This is a genomic window from uncultured Cetobacterium sp. (assembly GCF_945952365.1).
Classification (GTDB): Bacteria; Fusobacteriota; Fusobacteriia; order Fusobacteriales; family Fusobacteriaceae; genus Cetobacterium_A.
The window spans coordinates 50,146-74,590 of the sequence record NZ_CAMFHX010000005.1; the positions used below are offsets into that span (position 1 = coordinate 50,146).

The 24,445-nt window shown below is 32.8% G+C and carries 23 protein-coding genes; 13 read left to right on the forward strand and 10 right to left on the reverse strand.

Annotation, left to right across the window (positions count from 1 at the left end; genetic code table 11):
• Positions 1 to 24: 24 nt before the first annotated feature.
• Genes Q0O83_RS02695 through Q0O83_RS02710 form a run of 4 tightly spaced genes read right to left on the reverse strand, consistent with a single transcriptional unit; the run spans position 25 to position 3,801 of the window.
• On the reverse strand, positions 25 to 1,059 hold the full coding sequence (locus Q0O83_RS02695; RefSeq protein WP_294093956.1) for an L-erythro-3,5-diaminohexanoate dehydrogenase: 1,035 nt from the start codon (positions 1,057 to 1,059) through the stop codon (positions 25 to 27).
• 9 nt (positions 1,060 to 1,068) lie between these two features.
• Positions 1,069 to 1,887 (reverse strand): 3-keto-5-aminohexanoate cleavage protein, encoded by an 819-nt coding sequence (locus Q0O83_RS02700; RefSeq protein ID WP_294093958.1) that lies wholly within the window; start codon positions 1,885 to 1,887, stop codon positions 1,069 to 1,071.
• Positions 1,888 to 1,889: 2 nt separating this feature from the next.
• Positions 1,890 to 2,276, reverse strand: coding sequence for a hotdog domain-containing protein (locus Q0O83_RS02705; protein ID WP_294093960.1), 387 nt, complete (start codon positions 2,274 to 2,276; stop codon positions 1,890 to 1,892).
• 28 nt (positions 2,277 to 2,304) lie between these two features.
• Positions 2,305 to 3,801 carry a Na+/H+ antiporter NhaC family protein gene (locus Q0O83_RS02710; protein ID WP_294093962.1) on the reverse strand — a complete coding sequence of 499 codons (1,497 nt, stop codon included), beginning with the start codon at positions 3,799 to 3,801 and terminating at the stop codon, positions 2,305 to 2,307.
• A gap of 297 nt (positions 3,802 to 4,098) precedes the next feature.
• On the opposite strand from Q0O83_RS02710, the gene Q0O83_RS02715 reads away from it, so the two are divergent.
• Positions 4,099 to 4,878, forward strand: coding sequence for an enoyl-CoA hydratase-related protein (locus Q0O83_RS02715; RefSeq protein WP_294093964.1), 780 nt, complete (start codon positions 4,099 to 4,101; stop codon positions 4,876 to 4,878).
• 18 nt (positions 4,879 to 4,896) lie between these two features.
• Positions 4,897 to 5,736 carry a 3-hydroxybutyryl-CoA dehydrogenase gene (locus tag Q0O83_RS02720; protein WP_294093966.1) on the forward strand — a complete coding sequence of 280 codons (840 nt, stop codon included), beginning with the start codon at positions 4,897 to 4,899 and terminating at the stop codon, positions 5,734 to 5,736.
• Between the two features lie 38 nt (positions 5,737 to 5,774).
• Here the strand turns inward: Q0O83_RS02720 and Q0O83_RS02725 are convergent, their stop codons facing one another.
• Positions 5,775 to 6,347, reverse strand: coding sequence for a TetR/AcrR family transcriptional regulator (locus Q0O83_RS02725; RefSeq protein ID WP_294093969.1), 573 nt, complete (start codon positions 6,345 to 6,347; stop codon positions 5,775 to 5,777).
• A 262-nt stretch (positions 6,348 to 6,609) separates the two neighbouring features.
• Here Q0O83_RS02725 and Q0O83_RS02730 point away from each other — a divergent pair, with 262 nt between their 5' ends.
• Genes Q0O83_RS02730 through Q0O83_RS02755 form a run of 6 tightly spaced genes read left to right on the forward strand, consistent with a single transcriptional unit; the run spans position 6,610 to position 12,158 of the window.
• On the forward strand, positions 6,610 to 7,260 hold the full coding sequence (locus Q0O83_RS02730; RefSeq protein ID WP_294093971.1) for a CoA transferase subunit A: 651 nt from the start codon (positions 6,610 to 6,612) through the stop codon (positions 7,258 to 7,260).
• On the forward strand, positions 7,261 to 7,926 hold the full coding sequence (locus Q0O83_RS02735; RefSeq protein ID WP_294093973.1) for a 3-oxoacid CoA-transferase subunit B: 666 nt from the start codon (positions 7,261 to 7,263) through the stop codon (positions 7,924 to 7,926).
• A 23-nt stretch (positions 7,927 to 7,949) separates the two neighbouring features.
• A complete protein-coding gene (locus tag Q0O83_RS02740) occupies positions 7,950 to 9,158 on the forward strand; it encodes an acetyl-CoA C-acetyltransferase (RefSeq protein ID WP_294093975.1) in 1,209 nt (402 codons plus the stop codon).
• Positions 9,159 to 9,178: 20 nt separating this feature from the next.
• Complete coding sequence (locus Q0O83_RS02745; RefSeq protein WP_294093976.1) at positions 9,179 to 10,324, forward strand: acyl-CoA dehydrogenase; 1,146 nt, start codon at positions 9,179 to 9,181, stop codon at positions 10,322 to 10,324.
• An 18-nt stretch (positions 10,325 to 10,342) separates the two neighbouring features.
• Positions 10,343 to 11,128 (forward strand): electron transfer flavoprotein subunit beta/FixA family protein, encoded by a 786-nt coding sequence (locus Q0O83_RS02750; RefSeq protein WP_294093989.1) that lies wholly within the window; start codon positions 10,343 to 10,345, stop codon positions 11,126 to 11,128.
• Between the two features lie 22 nt (positions 11,129 to 11,150).
• The gene (locus Q0O83_RS02755; protein ID WP_294093991.1) at positions 11,151 to 12,158 is read left to right on the forward strand and encodes an electron transfer flavoprotein subunit alpha/FixB family protein; all 1,008 of its coding nucleotides are present in this window, start codon (positions 11,151 to 11,153) and stop codon (positions 12,156 to 12,158) included.
• 43 nt (positions 12,159 to 12,201) lie between these two features.
• Here Q0O83_RS02755 and Q0O83_RS02760 read toward each other — a convergent pair whose 3' ends face one another.
• The gene (locus Q0O83_RS02760; protein ID WP_294093993.1) at positions 12,202 to 13,533 is read right to left on the reverse strand and encodes an amino acid permease; all 1,332 of its coding nucleotides are present in this window, start codon (positions 13,531 to 13,533) and stop codon (positions 12,202 to 12,204) included.
• A gap of 185 nt (positions 13,534 to 13,718) precedes the next feature.
• On the opposite strand from Q0O83_RS02760, the gene Q0O83_RS02765 reads away from it, so the two are divergent.
• Positions 13,719 to 13,856 carry a hypothetical protein gene (locus Q0O83_RS02765; protein WP_294093995.1) on the forward strand — a complete coding sequence of 46 codons (138 nt, stop codon included), beginning with the start codon at positions 13,719 to 13,721 and terminating at the stop codon, positions 13,854 to 13,856.
• Between the two features lie 25 nt (positions 13,857 to 13,881).
• On the opposite strand, the gene Q0O83_RS02770 is transcribed toward Q0O83_RS02765, so the two are convergent.
• On the reverse strand, positions 13,882 to 14,727 hold the full coding sequence (locus tag Q0O83_RS02770; RefSeq protein ID WP_294093997.1) for a MurR/RpiR family transcriptional regulator: 846 nt from the start codon (positions 14,725 to 14,727) through the stop codon (positions 13,882 to 13,884).
• 16 nt (positions 14,728 to 14,743) lie between these two features.
• Positions 14,744 to 17,095, reverse strand: coding sequence for an aminotransferase class I/II-fold pyridoxal phosphate-dependent enzyme (locus Q0O83_RS02775; protein WP_294093999.1), 2,352 nt, complete (start codon positions 17,093 to 17,095; stop codon positions 14,744 to 14,746).
• 158 nt (positions 17,096 to 17,253) lie between these two features.
• Here Q0O83_RS02775 and Q0O83_RS02780 point away from each other — a divergent pair, with 158 nt between their 5' ends.
• The 4 genes from Q0O83_RS02780 to Q0O83_RS02795 all read left to right on the forward strand — a co-directional run bounded on the left by Q0O83_RS02780 (position 17,254) and on the right by Q0O83_RS02795 (position 19,261).
• A complete protein-coding gene (locus Q0O83_RS02780; protein WP_294094001.1) occupies positions 17,254 to 17,847 on the forward strand; it encodes a DJ-1/PfpI family protein in 594 nt (197 codons plus the stop codon).
• A gap of 95 nt (positions 17,848 to 17,942) precedes the next feature.
• Positions 17,943 to 18,428: a peptidylprolyl isomerase gene (locus Q0O83_RS02785; protein WP_294094003.1), complete on the forward strand. Its 486-nt coding sequence runs from the start codon at positions 17,943 to 17,945 to the stop codon at positions 18,426 to 18,428.
• Positions 18,429 to 18,468: 40 nt separating this feature from the next.
• Positions 18,469 to 18,897: a ribose 5-phosphate isomerase B gene (gene rpiB, locus Q0O83_RS02790; RefSeq protein ID WP_294094004.1), complete on the forward strand. Its 429-nt coding sequence runs from the start codon at positions 18,469 to 18,471 to the stop codon at positions 18,895 to 18,897.
• A 19-nt stretch (positions 18,898 to 18,916) separates the two neighbouring features.
• A complete protein-coding gene (locus tag Q0O83_RS02795) occupies positions 18,917 to 19,261 on the forward strand; it encodes a histidine triad nucleotide-binding protein (RefSeq protein ID WP_294094007.1) in 345 nt (114 codons plus the stop codon).
• Positions 19,262 to 19,317: 56 nt separating this feature from the next.
• Here Q0O83_RS02795 and Q0O83_RS02800 read toward each other — a convergent pair whose 3' ends face one another.
• Positions 19,318 to 21,777: an AMP-binding protein gene (locus Q0O83_RS02800; protein WP_294094009.1), complete on the reverse strand. Its 2,460-nt coding sequence runs from the start codon at positions 21,775 to 21,777 to the stop codon at positions 19,318 to 19,320.
• Positions 21,778 to 21,910: 133 nt separating this feature from the next.
• Positions 21,911 to 24,424, reverse strand: coding sequence for an AMP-binding protein (locus Q0O83_RS02805; protein WP_294094011.1), 2,514 nt, complete (start codon positions 24,422 to 24,424; stop codon positions 21,911 to 21,913).
• Between the last annotated feature and the right edge of the window lie 21 nt (positions 24,425 to 24,445).

Below are 24,445 nucleotides of genomic sequence, written 5' to 3' on the forward strand. Positions count from 1 at the left end.
AATCTTTTTTATTTTTCAACCCCACTAAACGTATAGTTTTTCAAATAACTCTCTTATAGCTTTTGACTCTCTTATAATTTCTAGTGTCAAATTAGCGTGTCCCTTTGTGTATCCATTTCCAACTATCATAGTCACATCTTTTCCTACACCCTCTGCCCCTAGTGCAGCTTTTGTGAATGATGTCGCCATCGAGAAGAAATACACCACTCCGTCATCTTTTGTTATAAGAATTGATGACATCTCTGTTCCTGGAACGTTTACATTATTTATAACAACATCACAAAGTTCCCCATTTGTAATCTCATTTATTTTATTGTATATCTCCACCGGCTTTGTTGCATCCCCTACCAATACAACATGAGCTAATCCTAAATCTCTTATTCTTGAAGCATTGCTCTCTGAGTATTCAAACACTATAACTTTCCCATCTTTTCCCACATTTTTCATGGCTTGATAACAGCAAAGAATTCCTGATTTTCCTCCTCCACCAATTATACAAACTGTGTCTCCCTCTTTAACTAACTTTTCAACTTGAGCAGGTGCTCCAGCTACATCTAAAGCTGCAAGAGCTAGTTTCTCTGGAACATCATTTGGTAATACAGCATATATTCCACTTTCGAAAAGAACAGCTTTTGCATCTACATCAACTTGATCATTAGATATATTTACATTTTTTATCTCCTCTATTTTTAAAGGTGTCAATGATAATGAAACTAACGTTGCTATTTTATCTCCTACTTTTAAGTTTTTATCTGGGAAATCCTCTCCTATTTTTTCAATCGTTCCTATCAACATTCCACCAGAACCTGTTACAGGATTTTGCATCTTTCCTCTTTCTGCAACTATATTTTCTATCATCTCCGCCATCTTTTTTTCATCTCTATCACAAGCTTCTTTTATCTGTGTAAAACTAGCTGAATCTATATTTAAAGTCTGAACATTTATTAAAACTTCATTAGACATAATATCCATATTGTTACATATTTTTAAAGCTCCTTGCGGCAGTGATCCAACTGGTTCTATTACTCTATGTGTTCCAAATTTACATCCTTTTTTCATAATACCCTCCTAGTTTAAACCTAATATTTTTCTTGCCTCAGTTGGATTTGCTATCTCTCTTCCAAACTCATTCGCAAGTCTTACAACTTTTTGAACTAATTCACCATTACTCTTTGCTAAAACTCCCTTACTTATATATATATTATCTTCAAACCCAACTCTTACGTGGCCTCCCGAAACTATCGAAGCCGCCGCAAGAGTGAATTCAAATTTTCCAATACCTGCAACCGAAAATGTAGACCCACATGGAATACTTTCTTTTAAAAATATAAAATCTCTTAACTCTCCTGAGATTCCACCGTTTACTCCCATTACAAAACTAAAGTGAATCGGCTCTTTTATAAATCCCTTTTTAGATAATCTAACAGCCATATCTATCATTGATTTATCAAAAACTTCAACCTCTGGCTTAACACCCAAATCTATCATCTTTTTTCCAAACTCTTTTATCATATTCTCAGTGTTTACAAAAATCTCATCTCCACCAAAATTCAAAGTTCCGCAATCTAATGTCGCCATCTCAGGTTTTAGATAAACTGGCTCTAATCTCTCCTCTGAAGTCATCCCCACTGACCCACCTGTAGATGGTTGAATAATTACATCTGGACACTTTTCTCTAATGGCTTTTATACACTCATCATATCTTTCTTTTCTTTGAGTTGGAGTTCCATCATCCTCTCTTACATGAAGATGGATAACACTCGCCCCCGCTTCATATGCACTATAGGCTTCTCTAGCTATCTCTTCTACTGTATATGGAACAGCTGGATTATGTTCTTTTGTCACCTCAGCTCCACAAATTGCGGCTGTTATTATTAACTTCTCCATAATTACCCCTTTCTTTGAACAGCTTTTGGAACTACACAAGTACCAACTGCTTTACACACTACAATAGGCTCTTCTAAAAAATCTGCGGCTGAATCACATATATCAGCTCTTGGTATAATTACTTTTCTAGCTTCAAAACACATAACTCTAGAACTATTCCCAACTTTTGTAATCTCTCCAACAACCTCTAAATAATCTCCAGCATAAACAGGAGCCATAAACTCTACCTCACTATAAGCTTTAAATAAACCCTCATCCCCATCATGTTTTATCAATAGCTCTGTTGCTACATCTCCAAACAACTGTAAAATTCTTGCTCCGTCTACTAAATTTCCTCCATAATGAGCGTCTGCTGTACTCATTCTTAGTCTTATCATCGATTTTGTCATAACTCCTATCTCCTTTACTCTTTTTTTATTATGCTAACTCCTCTGTTTCTACCATCATATCAATCTCTTCATTCTCACCTGCTAAGCTAACTTCTGGTTCTGATGGAAGAGCAAATCTTGGAATAAGTCTATCTAATCCAGTTAAAGTCAGTATTAAAATACTTCCAACAGCTATATAAGCCATAAAGTTAAACTTTATAATACTCATAGCTGTGAATGATGCTAATGGATAAACTGCATTTGCAATCCCTAGATAGAATCCTATATATACATGCCATGGAATAAGTTGAGAGCCGAAAACTCCAAGTGCGTCGCTGAATGTGGCATTTCTTAATCTCAATGTCTCTATAGCTTCAGGGCTTCCTTTAACATTTTTCTCAACAAGCTCTTTTATGATTGGACCTATTGTAACTATCTGTGCCATCTCGTCAGCTAGTGCTGCATTTCCTAAAACTGACAAAACACCGTTGTAAAACATAAGCTGTCTAACATTTCCTGATATTCTTTTAATCAGAATTGATATCGGTCTAAACGCATCCATGATTTTCATTATTCCACCAAAAGCTGCAACCCACATCATCATTACAATTACCCAAGACCCTGCTCCTTCAAATCCAGTGTAAATCAGATCTAAAAAAGCTCCTGGACTCTCTACTGTTCCTGCAAACATTCCACATATAAATGAGGCAAATATTCCAAGGAATAAGCATAATAAAGTATTTACTCCTTTAAAAGCTGAAATTAATACTAACACTAGAGGAATAACCATATAATAAGGCACTCCACTTTTAACTTGGTTAAGTAGCGCTACTGCACTCTCTCTCTTTTCTGCTAGAGCGGCCCATGCTGATTCAGGTATTTGATTTATAGCTTCAACTGGACTTCCAACCTCTGTTGGTAATCCCATAGCAACACTAACTACGTAGAAAGTTATAACCGCACATACCAATACCATCCCTGACCATACACCTTGATGTCTTATTCTTTTTACAACTTCAACTCTTTGAATCCCCGAGCTTACAATTGTAGTATCTGATATAAGACCTATGTTGTCTCCGAAACATGCTCCTCCAGCTATTGCTGCTAAAGTTAAATACATATCTCCTCCAACTATATGATTCAGCCATAAAAATATTGGTGCACACGCTGCAAATGTTCCCCAGCTTGTCCCTGTAGCTATAGACAAAATTGATGTAACTATTATTCCAACCACGGCTACTGTTCTTGCTGTTAATCCAAATCCTAAAGCTATATTAATTATTGACGCTCCAACTCCTGTAGCCATAAAAGCTTCAGCCATTGCATACGCCATCATTAGGATGAAAAAGGCTATTTGCATCTCTCTTGCATTTTTTATACATGCGTCGATAATTTCATTTATCTTCTTTTTTCCAACTAATCCTGCTACTAACGCTGCATATACTGTTGCTAAAGGTGCTGCTAATAATGCATCATACCCGCTCATCATTAGTCCTGCCAAAACTAAAACTGGACTAAGCTTTATTATTGCCGTTACCGTTCCCATATCTTCCTCCTAAAATGTTTATTTTCTCATAAAATTTAGAGTAGGATGTAAGTGAGTGCTTACTTTAGTTTTGTCATTAGCTATATATACCTCACCTTTTTTCCTAAGTCAATAGCATTTTTTTTAAAAAATATTTTTAAAAGTTTTATTTCAGTGCTAAAACATCTTATTACAGACACTTTTGAACCTAAAAAATATTTTTGAAATTAAAAAAAATTTGACAAATTTAATTATTTTGAGGTAATAAGGGACCGTTAAATATTTTTTAATTACAATTTTGAGAATAGGGAGGAAAAAATGGTATTTGAAAATATTCTAGTTCAATTTCATGAAAAGATTTGTGTCGTAAAAATAAACAGGCCAGAATCTTTAAACGCTTTAAACGAAAAAACATATAAGGAGATTTCTGAATGTTTTTTAGAACTTGAAAAAAATAGTGATGTTGATGTTATTCTTTTAACTGGCGAAGGAAGGTCTTTTGTTGCTGGAGCAGATATATCTTTTATGAAAGATTTAACTACAAAAGCTGCTAAAGAGTTTGGTATTTTAGGAACTAATGCATTTAATGCTGTCGAAAATATCAATAAAGTTGTTATTGGAGTAATAAATGGTTTTGCTCTTGGAGGTGGATGTGAACTTGCAATGGCTTGCGATATTCGTTTAGCTTCTGACAAAGCTAAACTTGGTCAGCCTGAAGTTGCTCTTGGAATTACACCTGGTTCTGGTGGAACTCAAAGACTTCCAAGGCTTGTTGGAGTTGCAAAAGCAAAAGAACTTATCTACACAGGATCAATAATTGACGCTTATGAAGCTGAAAAAATAGGCTTGGTAAACAAGGTTATTGAACACGATAAACTTATGGATTCAGCTTTTGAAATGGCAAAAAAAATAAGTTCTAACGCTAAGTTGGCTGTCCAATACTCAAAAGAAGCTATAAACAAAGGAATTCAAGTGGATGAAGCCACATCTATGTTTATCGAGAGTAGTTTATTTGGACTTTGCTTCTCAACTGCTGATCAAAAAGAGGGAATGGCTGCATTTCTAGAAAAAAGAAAACCTAATTTTACTAACAAATAGATTTATAGGAGGAGTTTTATGAAAGTATTTATTATTGGTGCTGGAGTTATGTCAACTGGTATAGCTCAAGTTTTTGCAACAGGAGGACACGATGTTTTAATTACTGATATCTCTGAAAGTGCTCTTTTGAACTCTAAAAAAAGTATAACGAAATCTTTGAGTAAACTTGTAGAAAAAGAGAAAATTACAGAAGATATTAAAATCAACATTTTAAGCAAAATTGAAACTACTTTAAATTTAGAGGATGCAAAAGATGCTGACTTAGTTATCGAGGCTATCTCTGAAAAAATCTCTCTAAAAAAAGAGTTATTTTCTAAACTAGATTCTATCTGTTCTGAAAAAACTATATTCGCTACAAATACCTCGTCTCTTTCAATTACAGAGATTGCAACTGCTACAAAATATCCTGAAAGATTTATTGGAATGCACTTCTTCAATCCTGCACCTGTTATGAAGTTGGTTGAGATTATAAAAGGGTATACAACAAGTTCAGAGGTATATGAAACTATTCTCTCTCTTTCTAAAAATTTAGGAAAAGAACCTGTTCTTTGTGAAGAAGCTCCAGGTTTTGTTGTTAATCGTATTCTTATTCCAATGATTAACGAAGCCGTTGGAATTTTGGCAGATGGTGTTGCTAGTACTGAAGATATTGATAACGCTATGAAATATGGAGCTAATCACCCTATCGGCCCTCTTGCTCTTGGAGATTTAGTTGGTTTAGATGTCGTTTTAGCTATAATGGATGTTCTAAGTTCTGAATTTGGTGATTCAAAATATCGTGCTCATCCACTTTTAAAGAAAATGGTCCGTGCTGGAAAACTTGGTAGAAAATCTGGTGAAGGATTCTATAAATATTAACAAAAAACGAGAGAGAATTTTTACTATTCTCTCTCGTTTCAATCAACTTTTTTATATTTATTTAAAGAGTTTTGATAAAACTTTATCTTCTCATCTAAAAAATACCCATCTCTATCTTTTGTAAACTCTCCTTGTGTCAATATTTTCAAAAGAAAACTTCCCATAATACTACTCAGTAAATCATTTACAAAAACTTCTGGTGAAAACTGTATTCTATTTTTATAAAAAACTTCAATAAAATGATCAACTAAATAGTTTCGAAAGTCAATCGTTCTAATAAATTTTTGATTGTCACTATCTGATAGTTTTAATTGCAATCTAAAAATTATTTCATGTTGTTGTAAAAAACTTTGATAAAGTAAAATACTTTTTGCTATATCCTGCTCTAAGTCTCCCGTCAAACTTTCGTGCAAAGATTTTATTATTTTACTCTCTTCTACAAACTTATTTATAATCTCTTCAAGAACATTATTCTTACTTCCAAACAATCTAAAAATTGTCACTTCATTACAACCAGCTTCTTTTGCTAATCGTTTTGTAGATACTCTTTCAAATCCCTCTTCTGAAAAAAGCCTTTGTGCACACTCTAATATTTTATCCCGTGTTTTCATACATTCTCTCCCTCATCTAAATATTTTACACTATCCCAATTATATACCTTATTCTTGACTTGGTTGTCAATTCTTTTCAAAAAAATAAAAATTTATTTTTATTTTTTTACAAAGTCTCTACAATATAACGTTTATAATATAAATTTTATGTTCGAAAAAAATATTTTTCATTTCACTATTGACTTTTCCTTTTTCTATGAGGTATATATTCATACTGAAAATACGCAAGTATGTACTTGCTAACTTTAAAAAGGAGTGAGTTATGAAAAAATTAGTCTCTGTTGATTTTGCAGCTTCACTTATAAAAAATGATTCATCTCTTATGATTGGAGGATTTTTAAAATGTGGTTCTCCAAAAGAGATAATTGAAAAACTATTAGAAAATGGTACTAAAGATTTAACTATTATTGCAAACGACACTAGCTTCCCTGATTTTGAAAAAGGAAAGTTGATTGTCAATAAAAGAGTTAAAAAAGCGATTGTTTCTCATATTGGTACTAACCCTGAAACAGGAAAACAGATGAACAATGGAGAGTTAAAAGTCGAACTTGTCCCTCAGGGAACTTTGGCTGAAAGAATTCGAGCAGCTGGTTCGGGACTTGGTGGTATTTTAACTCCTACTGGAGTTGGAACTGTCGTTCAAGAGGGAAAAGAAATTATTGAAGTTGATAATAAAAAATACCTTCTAGAAAAACCATTAAAAGCCGATGTCGCTCTTATTTATGGTACAAAGGTAGATTCATTTGGAAATGTCTCTTTCTTTGGTTCTACTCGAAACTTTAACACAATTATGGCAACAGCCGCAGATATTGTTATTGTTGAAGCAGATGAAATTGTCAAAGGGGCTTTAGAGCCTAATGAGATTGTTATTCCTGGAATCTTTATTGATTATGTTGTTAAAGGAGGGAAGTAGATGGAACTTACTAAAGAGAAAGTTAGAGAGATTATTGCCAGAAGAGTAGCTAAAGAGTTTAACGATGGCGATGTTGTCAATCTAGGAATTGGACTTCCAACTGAAGTAGCTAACTATATTTCAGATTCTATATACGTCGCTTTACAATCTGAAAATGGATTGATTGGAATGGGCCCAACACCTTGTGACGATGATGCTGATTGCAGAATTTCAAATGCAGGTGGATCTCTTGTCTCTATTGCTGAGGGCGGATGTTTCTTTGATAGCTTTACATCTTTTGGAATAATTCGTGGTGGTCATGTCGATGCCACAGTTTTAGGGGCTCTACAAGTTGATGAAAAAGGAAATCTTGCAAACTGGATGGTTCCTGGAAAAATGGTTCCTGGAATGGGTGGAGCTATGGATTTAGTTGTAGGAGCTAAAAAAGTTATTATCGCTATGGAGCATACTGCTAAAGGAGCTACTAAAATTTTAAAAAATTGTACTTTACCTCTAACTGCAGCAAATCAAGTTAACCTTATCGTTACTGAAAAGGGCGTTATGGAGATTTGTGACAATAAAATATTTTTAAAAGAGATCAGTCCCTATTCTTCAATTGAAGATATCAAAAAATTCACTGAGGCTGAACTGATAATAGACAATAATCTAAAAACTATGGAGATTTAAAATGCTTTATTGGGAGGATTAAAATGGAAAAAGTTTATATTGTTAGTGCAAAAAGAACTGCTATCGGATCATTTCTTGGTTCTTTAAGCAAAGTATCTCCAAGTGATCTTGGAGCAGCAGTTATTAAAAATATTCTTGATGAAACTAAGTTAGACCCAAAGTTTTTAGATGAGGTTATTATTGGAAATGTTTTATCGGCGGGACAAGGGCAAGGTGTTGCAAGACAAGCTTCTATCAAAGGTGGAGTTCCACACACAGTTCCAGCATACTCTTTAAACCAAATTTGTGGTAGTGGTATGAAAGCTGTAATGTCAGCATATCAAATTATAAAATCTGGAGAAGCTAACCTTATTTTAGCTGGTGGTACAGAATCTATGTCTGAAGCACCTCTTCTTATGAATAGTAATCTTCGAACTGGAGTTAAAATGGGGGACTCAATAGCTAAAGACCACATGATTTTAGATGCTCTAACAGATGCTTTTCACGGAGTTCACATGGGGATAACTGCAGAAAATATTGTTGAAAAACACTCTATCTCTCGTGAAGAGCAAGATTCTTTTGCTATATCTTCACAGGAAAAAGCAATCGCTGCAATTCAAAACGGTAAATTCAAAGATGAAATCGTTCCTATTTCTATATCTGATAGAAAAGGAACTATTACTATTGATACTGATGAATATCCAAATAGAAATACATCCTTAGAAAAATTATCACAACTTAGACCAGCATTTAAAAAAGATGGCTCTGTTACTGCTGGTAACTCATCTGGTTTAAATGATGGTTCTGCAATACTTTTATTAGCGTCTGAATCAGCTATAAAAAAATATAATCTCGCTCCTCTAGTTCAAATTGTTGGAGTGGGTCAAGGTGGAGTAGACCCTTTAGTTATGGGGCTTGGACCAGTTCCAGCTATACAAAATGTACTACAAAAAACAAATTTAAATTTAAAAAATATGGATTTGCTTGAACTAAATGAAGCTTTTGCTGCTCAAGCTATTGGAGTAATAAAAGAGCTTTCTGAAATCTACTCTATCAATCCAGAATGGTTTAAAGATAAAACAAATATAAATGGTGGAGCTATCGCCTTAGGTCACCCGGTTGGAGCTAGCGGAGCTAGAATTTTAACAACTTTGATACATGAAATGAAAAAGAAAAATTCTGAATATGGTCTTGCTAGCCTTTGTATAGGCGGAGGCATGGGTACAGCTATAATCATCAAAAATATTGGATAAAATATATTAGGAGGAAATAAATGGATTTTACTTTGACTAAATCACAAGAACTTTTTAAGCAAATGATTACAGCTTTTGCTGAAAATGAGGTAAAGCCTCTAGCTGCTGAAATTGATGAAGAGGAAAGATTTCCCGAAGAAACTGTAAAAAAAATGTGTGATACTGGACTTATGGGAATTGTTATTCCCACTCAATATGGTGGTGCTGGTGGAGACCAGATTATGTATACTATGGCTGTTGAAGAGCTTTCAAAAGTTTGTGGAACAACTGGTGTTATCCTTTCAGCTCATACATCTTTAGGTGTTGCTCCTATTTTAGAGTTTGGAACTGAAGAGCAAAAACAAAAATATCTTCCTAAGATGGCTTCGGGTGAATGGGTTGGTGCTTTTGGATTAACTGAACCAAATGCTGGAACTGATGCTGCTGGACAACAGACTACAGCTGTTTTTGATGAGAATACTAACGAGTGGATTTTAAATGGTTCTAAAATATTTATAACTAATGCTGGATACGCTCACGTATATATAATATTTGCTATGACAGATAAATCCGCAGGATTAAAAGGAATCTCAGCTTTTATTGTTGAATCTGATGCTGCTGGATTCTCTATCGGAAAAAAAGAGAAAAAACTTGGAATCAAAGGTTCTGCTACTTGTGAACTTATATTTGAAAACTGTAGAATTCCGAAAGATAATCTTCTTGGAGCAATCGGTAAAGGATTTAAAATAGCTATGATGACTCTTGATGGTGGTAGAATTGGAATTGCTGCTCAAGCTCTTGGAATCGCTGGTGGAGCTTTAGATGAAACTATAAAATATGTAAAAGAGAGAAAGCAATTTGGAAGAACTCTTGGACAGTTCCAAAATACGCAATTCCAAATAGCTGATATGTATGCTAAAGTTGAAGCTTCAAAACTTCTAGTTTATAAAGCTGCATGGAAGAAATCAAGAAAAGAAAATTACTCTGTGGACGCAGCTACTGCAAAACTGTTCGCCGCTGAAACTGCTATGGAAGTTACAACAAAAGCTGTTCAACTTCATGGTGGATATGGATATACTAGAGAATATCCTGTTGAAAGAATGATGAGAGATGCTAAAATCACAGAGATATACGAAGGTACATCTGAAGTTCAAAGAATGGTTATTGCTGGTTCATTACTAAAGTAAATTGGGAGGATTAAGGAAATGAAAATAGTTGTATGTATAAAACAAGTACCTGATACTACAGAGATTAAATTAGATCCAATAAAAGGAACTCTTATTAGAGATGGAGTTCCTAGTATTATAAATCCAGATGATAAAGGTGGTTTAGAAGAAGCTTTAAAATTAAAAGATAAGTTTGGAGCTCATATCACAGCTATCACTATGGGACCTCTTCAAGCTGATGCAGCTCTTAGAGAAGCAATCGCTATGGGAGTTGACAGAGCTATCCTTTTAACTGACAGAAAATTTGCAGGAGCGGATACTTTAGCTACATCACACGCCATCTCCTCTGCTCTTAAAGAGTTGGAATATGATTTAATCATTGCTGGAAGACAAGCTATTGATGGGGATACTGCACAAGTAGGGCCACAAATTGCTGAATTTTTAGATATTCCTCAGATTACATACGTAAAAGATATCGAATTCGATGGAAAAAGTAGTTTCACAGTTAAAAGAGCTACAGAGGAAGGATATATGCTTCTTGGAGTGGAATCTCCGTGTCTGATGACAGTTCTAGCTGAAGCCAATAAACCTAGATATATGAATGTTAAAAATATTGTTGAAGCTTTCAATAAAGAGGTTGAAATCTGGGGTGTAGATAGATTATCTGATGTCGTAGAGGAAAAGCTAGGATTAAAGGGTTCGCCAACAAAAGTAAAAAAATCATTCACTAAAGGAATCAAAGCTGCTGGACAACTTCATGTTGTTGACCCTCAAGAAGCTGCAAAAATTATTGTTGAAAAGCTAAAGGAAAAATTTATAATCTAAAACTTTAAAAAAGGAGAGTAGCATGAATTTAAATGAATATAAAGGAATCCTTGTTTTTGCTGAGCAAAGAGAGGGAGTATTACAAAATGTTGGGTTAGAATTAATTGGAAAAGGAAAAGAGTTAGCAGAAACTTTAAACGAAAAAGTTACTGCCGTACTTTTAGGATATAATATAGAAAAGTTATCTAAAGAACTTATAGCTTATGGTGCTGATCAAGTTATCGTTGTAGATTCTAAAGAACTGGCAATATACGATACAGAAGCTTACACTCAAGCATTTTCAACAATCATTAATACTGTTAAACCTGAAGTTGTTTTAATTGGTGCAACAACTTTAGGAAGAGATTTAGGACCTAGAATCTCTTCTAGAGTAGAAACAGGTTTAACGGCTGATTGTACTATGCTAGAAATTGGTGAAAACAGAGAGCTACTTATGACTAGACCAGCTTTTGGTGGAAATCTAATGGCAACAATTATCTGTCCTGATCATAGACCACAGATGTCAACAGTTAGACCAGGTGTTATGACTAGACTTTCAAAGGATTTAAATAAAGTGGGTGTTATAACTAACTTTAAAGTTAACTTTGACCATTCAAAAATGAAGGTTAAAGTTTTAAATATAATAAAAGAAGCAAAAGCAAAAGTTGATATCACAGAAGCAAAAATTTTAGTTGCTGGTGGTAGAGGGGTAGGATCTTCTGGTGGATTTGATAATTTAGAGCTTCTAGCTAATGAGTTGGGTGGAGTTGCTGCTGCATCTAGAGCTCTTGTTGATGCTGGGATAGTTAATCATGATAGACAAGTGGGACAAACAGGAAAGACTGTTAGACCTGATGTTTACTTTGCATTTGGAATCTCTGGGGCTATACAACATTTAGCTGGAATGGAGGAATCTGAATATATTATTGCAATCAATAAAGATAAATCAGCTCCTATTTTCGGAAGTGCTGATTTAGGATTAGTTACTGATTTAGCTAAGACAACCACATATTTAATAGAAGAGATAAAAAAAGCTAAAGCTGAAAAGTAAAAAATATTAGAAATAAGAAAAGGTTGCTTCCGCAACCTTTTTTTTATTTATTATCTCTATATACAAATAGTCCTGTTAGTGTTAAAGCCACAGATATTGCCATATATCCTGGGTTAGAGATTGCTGCATATACAAATATAGAAGCTCCTCCTATTAACGCTAATACTGGTACTACTGGATAGAAAGGTACTTTGTATGGTCTTTCTAAATTTGGCTCTCTCTTTCTTAAAATGAATAAACCTAAGAATACTAGACAGTAGAATAACCAGAATAACGCCACTGGGACATCTCCAAATATATCTGGATTTCCAGTTGCTAGCATCGCTATAAGGAAAATTATTCCTAATACATACATAACAACTGATGAGTTAACTGGTTGCTTATATTTATCATCAATCTTAGAGAAGAACTCTTTTTTTGGAAGGTGTCCCTCTATAGCTAATGTATAAGGTATTCTTGTTGAAGCCAAAGTCATTCCATTTAATCCACCAAAAGCTGAAATCATAATTCCTAAGAATATAAACTTAGCTCCCATAGGTCCAAATAACTTTGTTGCTACTCCAAACATACCTTGCTGTACAATCTCCTCTGCTGTGAACACATTTAAAAGTGCTACATTCAATGCCACATAGAAAACAGCAATGAATCCTAATCCTAATATAATCGCCTTAGGAAGGTCTTTTTTTACATTTTTTAAATCCCCAGCAATTGTTCCAACATATATCCATCCATCAAATGCAAACATAATTGGAACTAAAGATAATCCAAGAAGTACTAATGGTGAAGATGAAGTTACTTCTCTTGTAACCTCTGTCATATAAAATACTCCAGAAGTGTTATCTCCAGAAATGAATCCAAAAATAGTTATTAATAATAATGGAATTATTTTTGCTGCTGTTGCTGCTGTTTGAATTTTTCCACCTACATTTTTTGTGAATATGTTTATTCCAAATAAGAATGTTATTGCCACAAAAGCTGTTCCACCTAAAAATGCTGTATTACTTGGATCTATATTTAAGAAGTTTCCTGTAAAAACTGCAAAATAATATGCTATTAAAGCTATTAAAGCTGGGAAATATATTATCAACTGAGCCCATCCAACTAAGAATGCAATTCTCTCACCATAGATTCTCTTTATCCAAGCTATCATTCCTCCTGTTTCAGGAATTGCAGCTCCGACTTCTGCTGCTGTCAGCCCTGATAAGATAGAGATTATTCCTCCAAGAACCCAAGCTGCTATCGCTATTTTAGGATTCATATTTGCTGCTGTTAAAATTTGTCCTGCTTTAAAGAAAATTCCTATTCCTATAACAATCCCAACAACCATTGAAAAAGCTACAGAAAACCCATATCTTTTTTCTAAATTTTCACTCATTTTTCTTTTCTCCTTCATCGTTCTGTTCTATTTTTTTAGCATTAACCTACTTATTAAAAAGTATTTTTCGATTAGTAATTTTAGCATAAATCAACTTCTAAAACAACTGTTTTTTATTTCTTGCATAAATATAAAAAGTGGTATATAATGATTTTTGTAAATAAAAGGGGTGAAGAAAAAACAAAATGCTAGACAAAAAAAGAACAAATAATAACTCTATTGTAGACTATTCAGCTAAGTTCTACTTATTCCCACTACTTTTAATTGGATTACTTCTTAGAGCTGTAGATAATTTATTTTTAAAATTAAAATACCAAAGATAAAAAAAGAGAGCCTAGCTCTCTTTTTTTATCTTTGATAGATATTAAATCTATCTGTTATTTTTTTCAATTTATCTAATCTCTCAATACTTTCCTCTTTATTTTGTTTTCCAAACTTAAGAAGTAACGCATTTAAAATTATTATTCCTGGAACAAAAGTATAAGCTTTTCCTCCATTTTTAGTTGTGATTACTAAATCCGATATATTACCTAATACAGAATCCTTCTTATCCGTCATAGTAATTATTTTATTACCTTGCTCTTTAAAGAACTCAGTAACTTGACATGTGAAGTTTGTATATGGATGGAATGATATTGTAAACAATACATCATCAGGACTTGAGTATAATAGTTTATCTGTGAAATCAGAAGCTCCTGATATCATCAGCTCTACATCCTCTCTTAACTCTTTTAACATAAAGTATAAGTAATAAGCTAATGCATAAGAACCTCTAGCTCCTAATATATATAACTTTCTACTACTTTTTATCATTTCCATTGCTGATTCTAATTGTCCTTCAATAGCTGCAACATCCATCTCTTCTAAAAGTTCAATATTTGTAGTTATGATTTCAGAAAGTATTCCATCACCTGACATAGAGTCGATTTCCTCTCTAAATTCTTTCATTTGAGAAGTTGAAATCTCTACATCTTTTTGGAAAACTCTTTGGAAATCAGGATACCCTTTAAATCCTAAATTTTTTGAAAATCTTGTTATTGTAGCTGGACTCGTTCCTGTTTCCTTAGCAAGTTCGTTTATAGAAATAAATGAAACTATACTTTGGTTATGTTTTATAAAATCTACAATTTTTTTAAAACTTTTACTATACGTTGAATAATTCTGCTCTAAATTAGCTAATACCGCCTTTTTCATCTCACACCTCTATAGACTATACATTCGGGTTTAATACAAACTCCGTTAAATCATTTACAAAATTCATTGTTTTCTCATTCTTATCATTTACTGGATTAAACTCTACGATATCTACTGATGTTATAGAGTAATTTTTAAATAAGAATCTGAATGTTTTAAACATTTCATCAGGGGTAAATCCATTTCTTACTGGTGTACTTACTCCTGGTGCAAACTCAGGATCAACTGAATCTACATCGAAACTTATATGAATGTTATCGATTTTTAAGTAATCTCTAATCTCATCTAAAACATTTTCTAATCCTTTATGAACAACTTCATCATAAGGAATTACTTTAACTCCTAACTCTTCTATTACTTCTCTCTCTTTTACATCAAGATCTCTAGCACCTAAAATTACAACATTTTTGCTTTCAATTTTAGCTCCTTCATAGAAACAGTTAACTAAATCTCTATCTCCAGCTCCTTGTAAAAGTGCAAGAGGCATTCCGTGAATGTTTCCTGACATAGTTGTTTCATCTGTATTCATATCTCCATGAGCATCAATCCATACTACTCCAACCTCTTTTTCTAACGCAACTCCAGATATTGATCCTAAAGCTATTGAGTGATCTCCACCAACAGTTATTGGTCTATATCCATCTCTTACTGCTGCATTTACTGCTGAAGCTAACTTTTCACAAGTGTTTAATATTGTATTCTTATACTTTAATGACCACTCGTTGAAGTTTTCTCTTTGCTTTTCTACATCTATATAAGTCATCTCTCCAAATGTATCTGGGAAGTGCTCTGCTAATACTTCTGGTCCAAATTCGATACCTGCTTTATTTGCTCCTAAGTTCATCGGAACAGCAAACATCTTGTTCTTCATTTTTTCAGTATATAGGTATACTGCATCCTCTTCATCTATAACTTTTATAAATTCTAACTCAGGGTCTTCCATACCTTGAACATGAAGTTTAGCTGCTTTTAGGTTTTGAATATAAGTGATTGTATCTTTTGATATTCTTTCCCCTGGAGTGATTACTGGAATTCCTGGCGGATATGCCATTACCATCTCAGCACAAATCTTTCCTTCACTTTCTAAGAATTTAATTCTATTGTTCTCACTGTAGAATGCTTCTCTTGGAATTAAAACTGATTCAGGAATAGCTGGCATTTTTCCAACTGATTCTGCTATAGTTTTTCCTTTACCGAAGAATCTCTTACTTATATCTTTTAAAGCTTCTAAAAGCTTTCCAGTACTAGTTTCGTCGTCTCCTAATGTAACTAATCCTAATACATTATAGAAGTCTGATAACTCAACTTGGATATTGTAATCATCAACTAATAAAGTTTCTAATTCAAATCCAGTTAATCCTAACTCTCTTGCTGATATAGAAAGTTTTGTATCATCAAAATCATGTATTCCGTATCTTCCAATGATCTCTTTTCCGAATGAGAAGATTCCTGGAATTTTATTGATTTCAGCTCTTAAATCTCTAGCTAATTTCAATGTTCTTGTTAATAACTCTCTTCCTTCTGTAGCTATCTGTCTTCTAGCACAGTCTAATGATGCCATTAGTGGGTATGAAGGAGATGTCGTATGTAATATACTTAATATTTGTTGAATTCTGTTAACATCAACTCTTGTTGAGTTTACATGTAACATTGACATTTGTGTCATTGCTCCAATTATTTTATGTGTACTTTGACAACAAATATCCGCTCCTGCATCTATCGCTGATATTGGTAACTCTTCATGGAAGTGTAAGTGAGCTCCGTGAGCCTCATCAACTATTAAAGGAATATCGTAGCTATGAACTATATCTGCAATCTTTTTAATATCAGTTGCTGCTCCATAGTATGTTGGGTTAATGATTAACACAGCCTTTGTATCTGGATGCTGTTTTAGCATATTTTCAACAACCTCTGGTCTAACTCCATGAGCTATTCCTAATTCGTCATCCACTTCAGGATTCATGTAAACTGGAATTGATCCACTTAATATTATTCCACCAGAAACCGATTTATGAACGTTTCTCGGGACTAATATTTTCTCTCCTGGCTTTACAACAGACATTATCATAGCTTGAATTGCTCCTGATGTTCCGTTGACAGCGAAGAAGGTCTTCTTTACTCCATAAGCGTCAGCTGCTAATTCTTGTGCTTCTTTTATACAACTCTTTGGATTGTGTAATCCATCAACCATCTTAAAGATAGTTACATCAATTGAAAAGGGATTTGGTCCCATAAACTCATAAAACTCTTTATCCATTCCCTTTCCTCTCTTATGCCCTGGAACATGGAATGGAGTGATATCTCTTTTCGCATATACGTCCTTCAGTGTTGAGAATATAGGTGTTTGATATTGATTTAATTTAGTCATCTTACCTCCTTGTTTAATAAATTTTGTTATTAAAAAATGATATTAAAAAGTTACAAAATAATATATAATTTACATTATTAATTTCTTTTAAAATACGAGATATTGTAGAGCTTTTTAGAAATTAAGTCAACTATTTTTTGAAAGGAAGTAGAATTTTTATGAAAAAAATTTTAATTTTTGCTTCAAACGGCTTCGAAACCCTAGAATTAGCACCTTTTCTTGATGTCTTTGGTTGGAATAATATTGTCGGAAATAAAAAAATTTTTTCAACAGTTTGTGCCCTTCATGATGAACTTAATGCAACTTGGAACTTAAAAATTGTACCTGAAATTAACTTAAAAACTACTAATTTATCACTTGATGAATTTGATGCTCTTGTTATCCCTGGTGGATTTGGTAAAGCTGGATTCTTTAATGATATTCAATCTGATGAATTAAAATCCTTGTTAAATTATTTTATTTTAAATAAAAAGATAGTTATTGGGATTTGTACTGGAGCTCTTGCTATTGCAATTCATGGTTTTTTAAAAAATATTCCTGCAACAACTTATTTATTAGATAATGAAAGATATTTTAAACAATTGAAAACTTATGGTGCTATTCCAGTTCAAGAGGATATTGTTATATCTGATAATATTATTACATCTTCTGGCCCAAGTACAGCTCTTGATATAGCTTTTCATCTATTAAAAGAGTTTACAGATGAAAAAAATTGTAAGATTGTCAAAAAAAATATGGGATTTTTTAAATAATTTAAGATTTTTAATGAAATTTATTTCGTTTTATGCTATGCTTTAAAGTATCAAATAACCCTATCTTATATAGGGATTTTAGTGAGGTGTTTTATATGAAAATAGAAGAAGGAAAAGTAGTAACACTTGAGTTTAAAGTTTACGACAAAAACAACGGAGAACTTTTAGAGGATACACAAGATGTAGGACCATTTTTCTATATCCACGGATTTGGAAACTTTGTTCCAGCTATCGAAGAAGCTTTAGAAGGTAAAGAAAAAGGACATACTGCTACTATTGAGTTAACTCCAGAAGAAGGATACGGAGAGTACGACGAAGAGTTAATCATCGAAATGGATAAATCTGAGTTCGTTGAATTCGACGATCTTTACGAAGGTCTTGATTTCATAGCTGATATGGACGACGATACTGAGCAATCATTCATTATCACAAAAATCGAAGACGAAGTTGTAACTGCTGATGGAAACCACCCATTCGCTGGTAAAAACTTAAAGTTTGACGTTACAGTTTCTGACGTTAGAGAAGCTACAGAAGAGGAGATCGAGCACGGTCACGCTCACTTCCACGGATTCGAAGACTAATCTAAAAATATTACTATAAGAGTTTAAGGAGTATAAATAAATGAAAATAGCTTTAGGTGCAGATCATGGTGGATTTGCTTTAAAAGAGATTGTTAAAAAACACTTAGAAGGAAAAGGATTTGAAGTTTTAGATAAAGGATGTTACTCAACAGATTCTGTTGATTACCCTACTTACGCAAAATCTGTTGCTAACTCTGTTTTAGATAAAGAAGCTGATTTTGGAATCCTTATCTGTGGAACTGGAATTGGAATTTCAATTGCAGCAAATAGATTTAAAGGAATCAGAGCAGCACTTTGTTCAAATACAACAATGGCTAAATTAACTAGAGAGCATAATGATGCTAATATTTTAGCTCTTGGTGCTAGAATGACTGGTGATATCTTAGCTCTTGAAATTGTTGATGAGTTTTTAAGAACTGAATTCGAAGGTGGAAGACACTTAACAAGAATCGAAGCTATAGAACTTTAATTAAAAAAGGAGTAAACTTATGGCTACTATATTTACTAAAATTATAAATAGAGAGATTCCAGCTTCTATCGTTTTCGAAAACGATAAAGTTATTGCTTTTAAAGATATAAATCCTGCAGCACCAATTCATATCTTGGTTGTTCCTAAAAAGGAGATTCCAACTTTAAATGATATTACAGCTGAGGATTCAGAATATCTAACTGCTATGTATTTAGCTATTAAGGATATTACTAAAGATTTAAATATCTCTGAAAATGGGTACAGAGTAATTACAAATTGTAACTCTCACGGTGGACAAGAAGTGTTTCACTTACACTTCCACATCTTAGGTGGTCAACACCTTGGACCTATGCTATCAATTTAATAGTAATTAATAAGAGGTTGCTAAAAGCAACCTCTATTTTTATACTCTATATATTTTTATTTCTCTACCCATTCTTTTATATCTTTAAAGTTCTTTTTTACAATCTCTTCAACACTTAAAGAAGTTGGTGAAACCTTAGGGAAGAACTTAACTTTTACAGTTCCACTTGTTGGAGTTTTTCTATGAGCTGGGAATAATTCGTAAGCACCTTTAATTCCAAATGGAACTATATCAGCACCTAACTCTTTTGCTAAAATAGCATAGAACTTCTTAAACTCTTTCATCTCTCCATCTCTTGTTCTTGTTCCTTCTGGGAATATAACTATATTCTTTCCTTTTCTTAAAGCCGTTGCAGCACTTTGTAATGTCTCTGCTAAGTTTTTATTTATATCTATCAACATTACATTTGAGTTTTCACCTAAAGATTTCATAAATCCTTTTTGGAAATGAGCTACTTTTGCTAAATAATATGTGTTATCTAAGATTTTATTATCCACACTTTGATTGAAAATAAATCCATCTAAGAAACTTTGATGGTTTCCTACAAATATTGTTGGCGTATTTACATTTGAGTTTTCCACTGTTTCTTTCTCAACTTTAATATATGCAGAGAATACTGGTTTTAAAATTGTTTTTACTATTTTTCCAGCACAGTTAGATTTAGGGAAGCCTTCTAAACTCTCCTTCTCTAATATTGTTTTCCAATCTATATCCTTTACTTCTAAACCATTTGAGTTCTCTTTTAAATACTCAGCAATAGCTATTACAGTTGGATTCTCTGTTAAAACTTCCTCTGTTAAATTTACGCCAAAACTACTTTGAACAAACGCCATAAATTCAACTAAGTCTAATGAATCTAATCCTAAATCTAATTCTAAGTGAGCCTTAGATGTAACTTTTTTACTTTTTAAGTTACTTAAATATTCTGAAATTACAGTATACTCTTCAAACGTTGGAGCGTTCTCCTCTTTTTCTACTTCAACTTTTCCTTCTAATAAATCAGCTACCATAAATCTTCTAATTTTTCCAATCTTTGTTTTAGGTAGCTCTTGTTGAACTATTTTTAAATCTAAAATTTTCTTATAGTTTGGAACCTTGCCATTATATTTATCAATAACATCATTTTTTAATGTCTCGGCAATATTTGTTATTCTATGCTCTTTTACTTTTGCAAAGTTTGGATATACAACAGCTGTCAATAAAGCATTGTATTCTGTTACAACCATCTCTTCTATTAAATCAGTATTAGACATTATCCACTGCTCTATCTCTATTGGATTGATATTTTTACCATTTGATAAAACAATCATCTCTTTCTTTCTTCCAGTTACATATAGGTATTCATCTTTTACCTCTCCTAAATCCCCTGTATGGAACCAACCATCAGCATCAATTACTTCTGCTGTTGCCTCTGGTTTATTATAGTATCCTTTCATTAGGTTTCTTCCTCTAGAAAGAATCTCTCCATCTTCAGCTATCTTAACCTCTACTCCATCCATTATTTTTCCAGCTGAACCTGGTACAACTTGATTGATTGGAGTAAATGAAATCATCGGAGCAGTTTCTGTAAGACCATATCCTTCACAAACATCTATTCCTAATGTCTTAAAGTCTCTTGATACTTCTGGATTTAATTTCGACCCTCCTGAAACGAAGAATCTTATATTTCCTCCAAATCCTTCATGAACCTTTTTAAATAGTTTTTTACTGAAATCTTTACTATCCACTTTTTCTGCGGCTTTAAACAGTGTTTTTATAACTTTATTAGAGTTAATCTTCTCCATTATTTTTTTATGAAGCATCTCCCAAAGTCTAGGAACTCCTATCATCATAGTTATTTTATAATTATTTAAAGCATCCACCATAGCTTGTGATGATAGCTCTTTTAAAAACGCTATAGTAGCTCCTTGTTGTAATGGAACTATTCCAGAACCTAAAAGCGGGAATATATGGTGCATAGGTAGTAGTGCTAGAACTCTATCTGATGGTTGATACATATTATATTTATTAAGTCCTTCGATATTTACTAAGATATTATCAAATGTTAGCATAACACCTTTTGGACTTCCAGTTGTTCCCGATGTATAAAGTATTAGAGCAACTGCATCTCTATCTGGAGCATATATTACTCCCTCTTTGTTTGCATTTGCCAAATCGATTTTATCAACATTTAAAATTGTTGTAGTCACTCCTGAAATTTGCACAGCTTCTCTTGCTACTTCATAAGTATTTTCTGATACAAATATATATTTTGGTCTACAATCCTCTATAAAATATTGAAACTCAGAAACTTTTGAAGCTGCATCTAAACATACACAAGTTCCCTTTTTATCCCAAATCCCTAAAAAAGCATAAAGTAGTTCTGGTCTGTTCTCCATAAATACTACTGCTTTCCCCTCTTTTTCTAAGTCTAACAGCGAAGCATACTCTTTTGCTCCAGCTATTAACTCTTTATACGAATATTCTTTCCCCTCATAAAATATCGCTGTTTTATTATGATTTTTTACAAATTCCAATTTTTCCTCCCAATTATTACAGGTGTTTTTTTAATCTCAGAATGATTATAACATACTTGTGTTATTATTTCAATCAATGAAAAACTGAAAGCTGAGAGAAAAATTTCCCCTCAGCTTCATACCTTATTTATTACTACGAATTTAAACTTTTAACAATCTCTTGCTTTGTAAGTTTTAAAATTTCCTCAATCGTTTTATCTTTCGGAGATATTTCATTTAATATTGTAACACTCATCTCTCCAGATGATGGTTTATTCTGACCGTATGGCATCAACTCGTAAGCCCCTTTTAAAACGAATGGAACTACTGGAATCTCTAACTCTTTTGATAAAATCGCAAAAGTCTTTTTAAACTCTTGAATCTCTCCATCTCTAGTTCTTGCTCCTTCTGGGAAAATAACTAAATTCTTTCCATCTTTTAAAACTTTTGCTGCTATTTTTAAAGTTTCTTTTAAATTTTTATTCATATCGACTAAGATTACATTTCCATTTTGTGCTAAGTATTTTTTGATTTTTCCTTCAAAATGTATATTTATAGCTAAGAAATATGTATTCTTTAAAACATCTTTTGGTAAAGCTTGTCCAAAAGCAAAAGCATCTAACATACTCTGATGATTTCCTACATAAATTACTGGTGATTTCTTTTCTAGTTTCTCTGTATTTTTCTTCAATTTTATATAGTATGTAAATAGAGGCTTTAAAAGATTCGTAATTGGTAAAACAACTTTTGAAGTTGGCATATTTAATTCTACAGGCTCTTCAAATATTTTTTTCCAATTTACTTCGCTCTCTTCAAAGTTCCCACCTTTTTCTCTCACATACTCACATAGTGCTTCTACTGTTTTTATTCTTGCGAACTCCTCTTCAGCAATATTTACTCCAAATGTATTTTGAATATATGTTATAATCTCAACTATATCTAAAGAATCCAATCCTAAATCAATCTCTAGATGTGATTCTGGAATTATATGAGCATCATCATGTAAAGTATTTATAAATTTAGATATTTGTTTAAACTCTTCTGTATTTATCTCTTCTGAAGTTGAAACCTTTTTCTCGGCAGGTTTTGATTTCACACTTTCATTTTCAGAATCATTAACTTTTGCAGTAACTCCAGTTATTAAGTCTTTCAACATAAATCTTCTCAATTTACCTAACTTTGTTTTTGGAAGCTCCTCTTTTACAATAACTATATCTAAAATTTTTCTATAAGCTGGAGCTGTCATATTATATTTATCAACAACTTCCCACTTAATAGCTTCTTTTGCATTAGCTATTCCTCTCTCCTCTAAAACCTTAAAGTTAGGATAAACTATTGCTATCAAATGCTTTTGATACTCTGCAACTGCTACCTCTTCTATTAAATCTGTTTCCTTCATAATTTCAGCTTCTACATCTGATGGATTTATATTTTTTCCATTTGATAGTACAATCATCTCTTTTTTTCTTCCAACTATTTTCAAATGATCTCCATCAAATTGTCCTAAATCGCCTGTATGGAACCATCCATCTTTATCTATAGCTTCTGCTGTAGCTTCAGGTTTATTGTAATACCCCTTCATTACATTTCTACCTTTTACTACAATCTCTCCATCTGTCTCTAGCTTTACTTTTACTCCAGGAAGAGGCACACCTACTGTCCCTGGAACAATATTATCAATTCTATTGAAAGATATAATTGGTGATGTTTCTGTTAACCCGTATCCTTCTAACATTTTAAATCCAAAAGCGTTGAAGTCCTCACATATCTCTTTGTCTAACTTCGCTCCTCCTGAAACTAAGAAGTTTATATTTCCTCCAAAAGCTTCTTGAATCTTTTTGAAGATTATTTTATTTAAAGGAATTATATTCAATGATTTACAAATATTAAAGAGTTTATAAGTTACAGGGCTACTCTTTATTTTTCCCATTATACCCTTATGGAACATCTCCCATACTCTAGGAACCCCTATTACAATAGTGATTTTATACTTTTGTAAATTTCTTTTTATAGCATCTGAAGAAAGCTCATCTAAAATAACAACTAAACATCCAAAACTTAGAGGCATCAGTACTGTAAATGATAGAGGTAATATATGATGAAACGGTAATAAAGCTAGTAATCTATCTTCAGATCCAACCATTTTTATCTCCTCAATAGCTTCAACATTAGACATTATGTTATCAAATGTTAACATTACCCCTTTAGGATTTCCTGTCGTTCCAGATGTATATAACATAACTGCTATAGCTTCTTTTTCTAAGCACTCCACAGCTATATTTTCCATCTCTATCTCTTTACTTATATCAATTTCATCTATATTTAAAATAACTATCTCTGAATTTGAATCGATTTTTGCTGCTTTTGCAATTTCTATATTTTCATTAGAAGTTATTATATATTTAGGATGAGAGTCATTAAAAACATAACTCAATTGCTCTGAGTTATAACTTGCATCTAGATTGGTACAAGTTCCTTTTTTATCCCATACTGCTAAAACAGACCCCATGTATTCTGGTCTATTCTCCATAAATATAACTACTCTATCCTCTTTTTCTATATTTAATAAACTTGAATATATTTTAGCCATTTTAATAAGCTCATAGTACGAATACTCTTTATCTTTATAAATTACTGCAGTTTTTTTTCTATCATATATAAAATTCATAAGCTTCAAGCCTCCCTATCG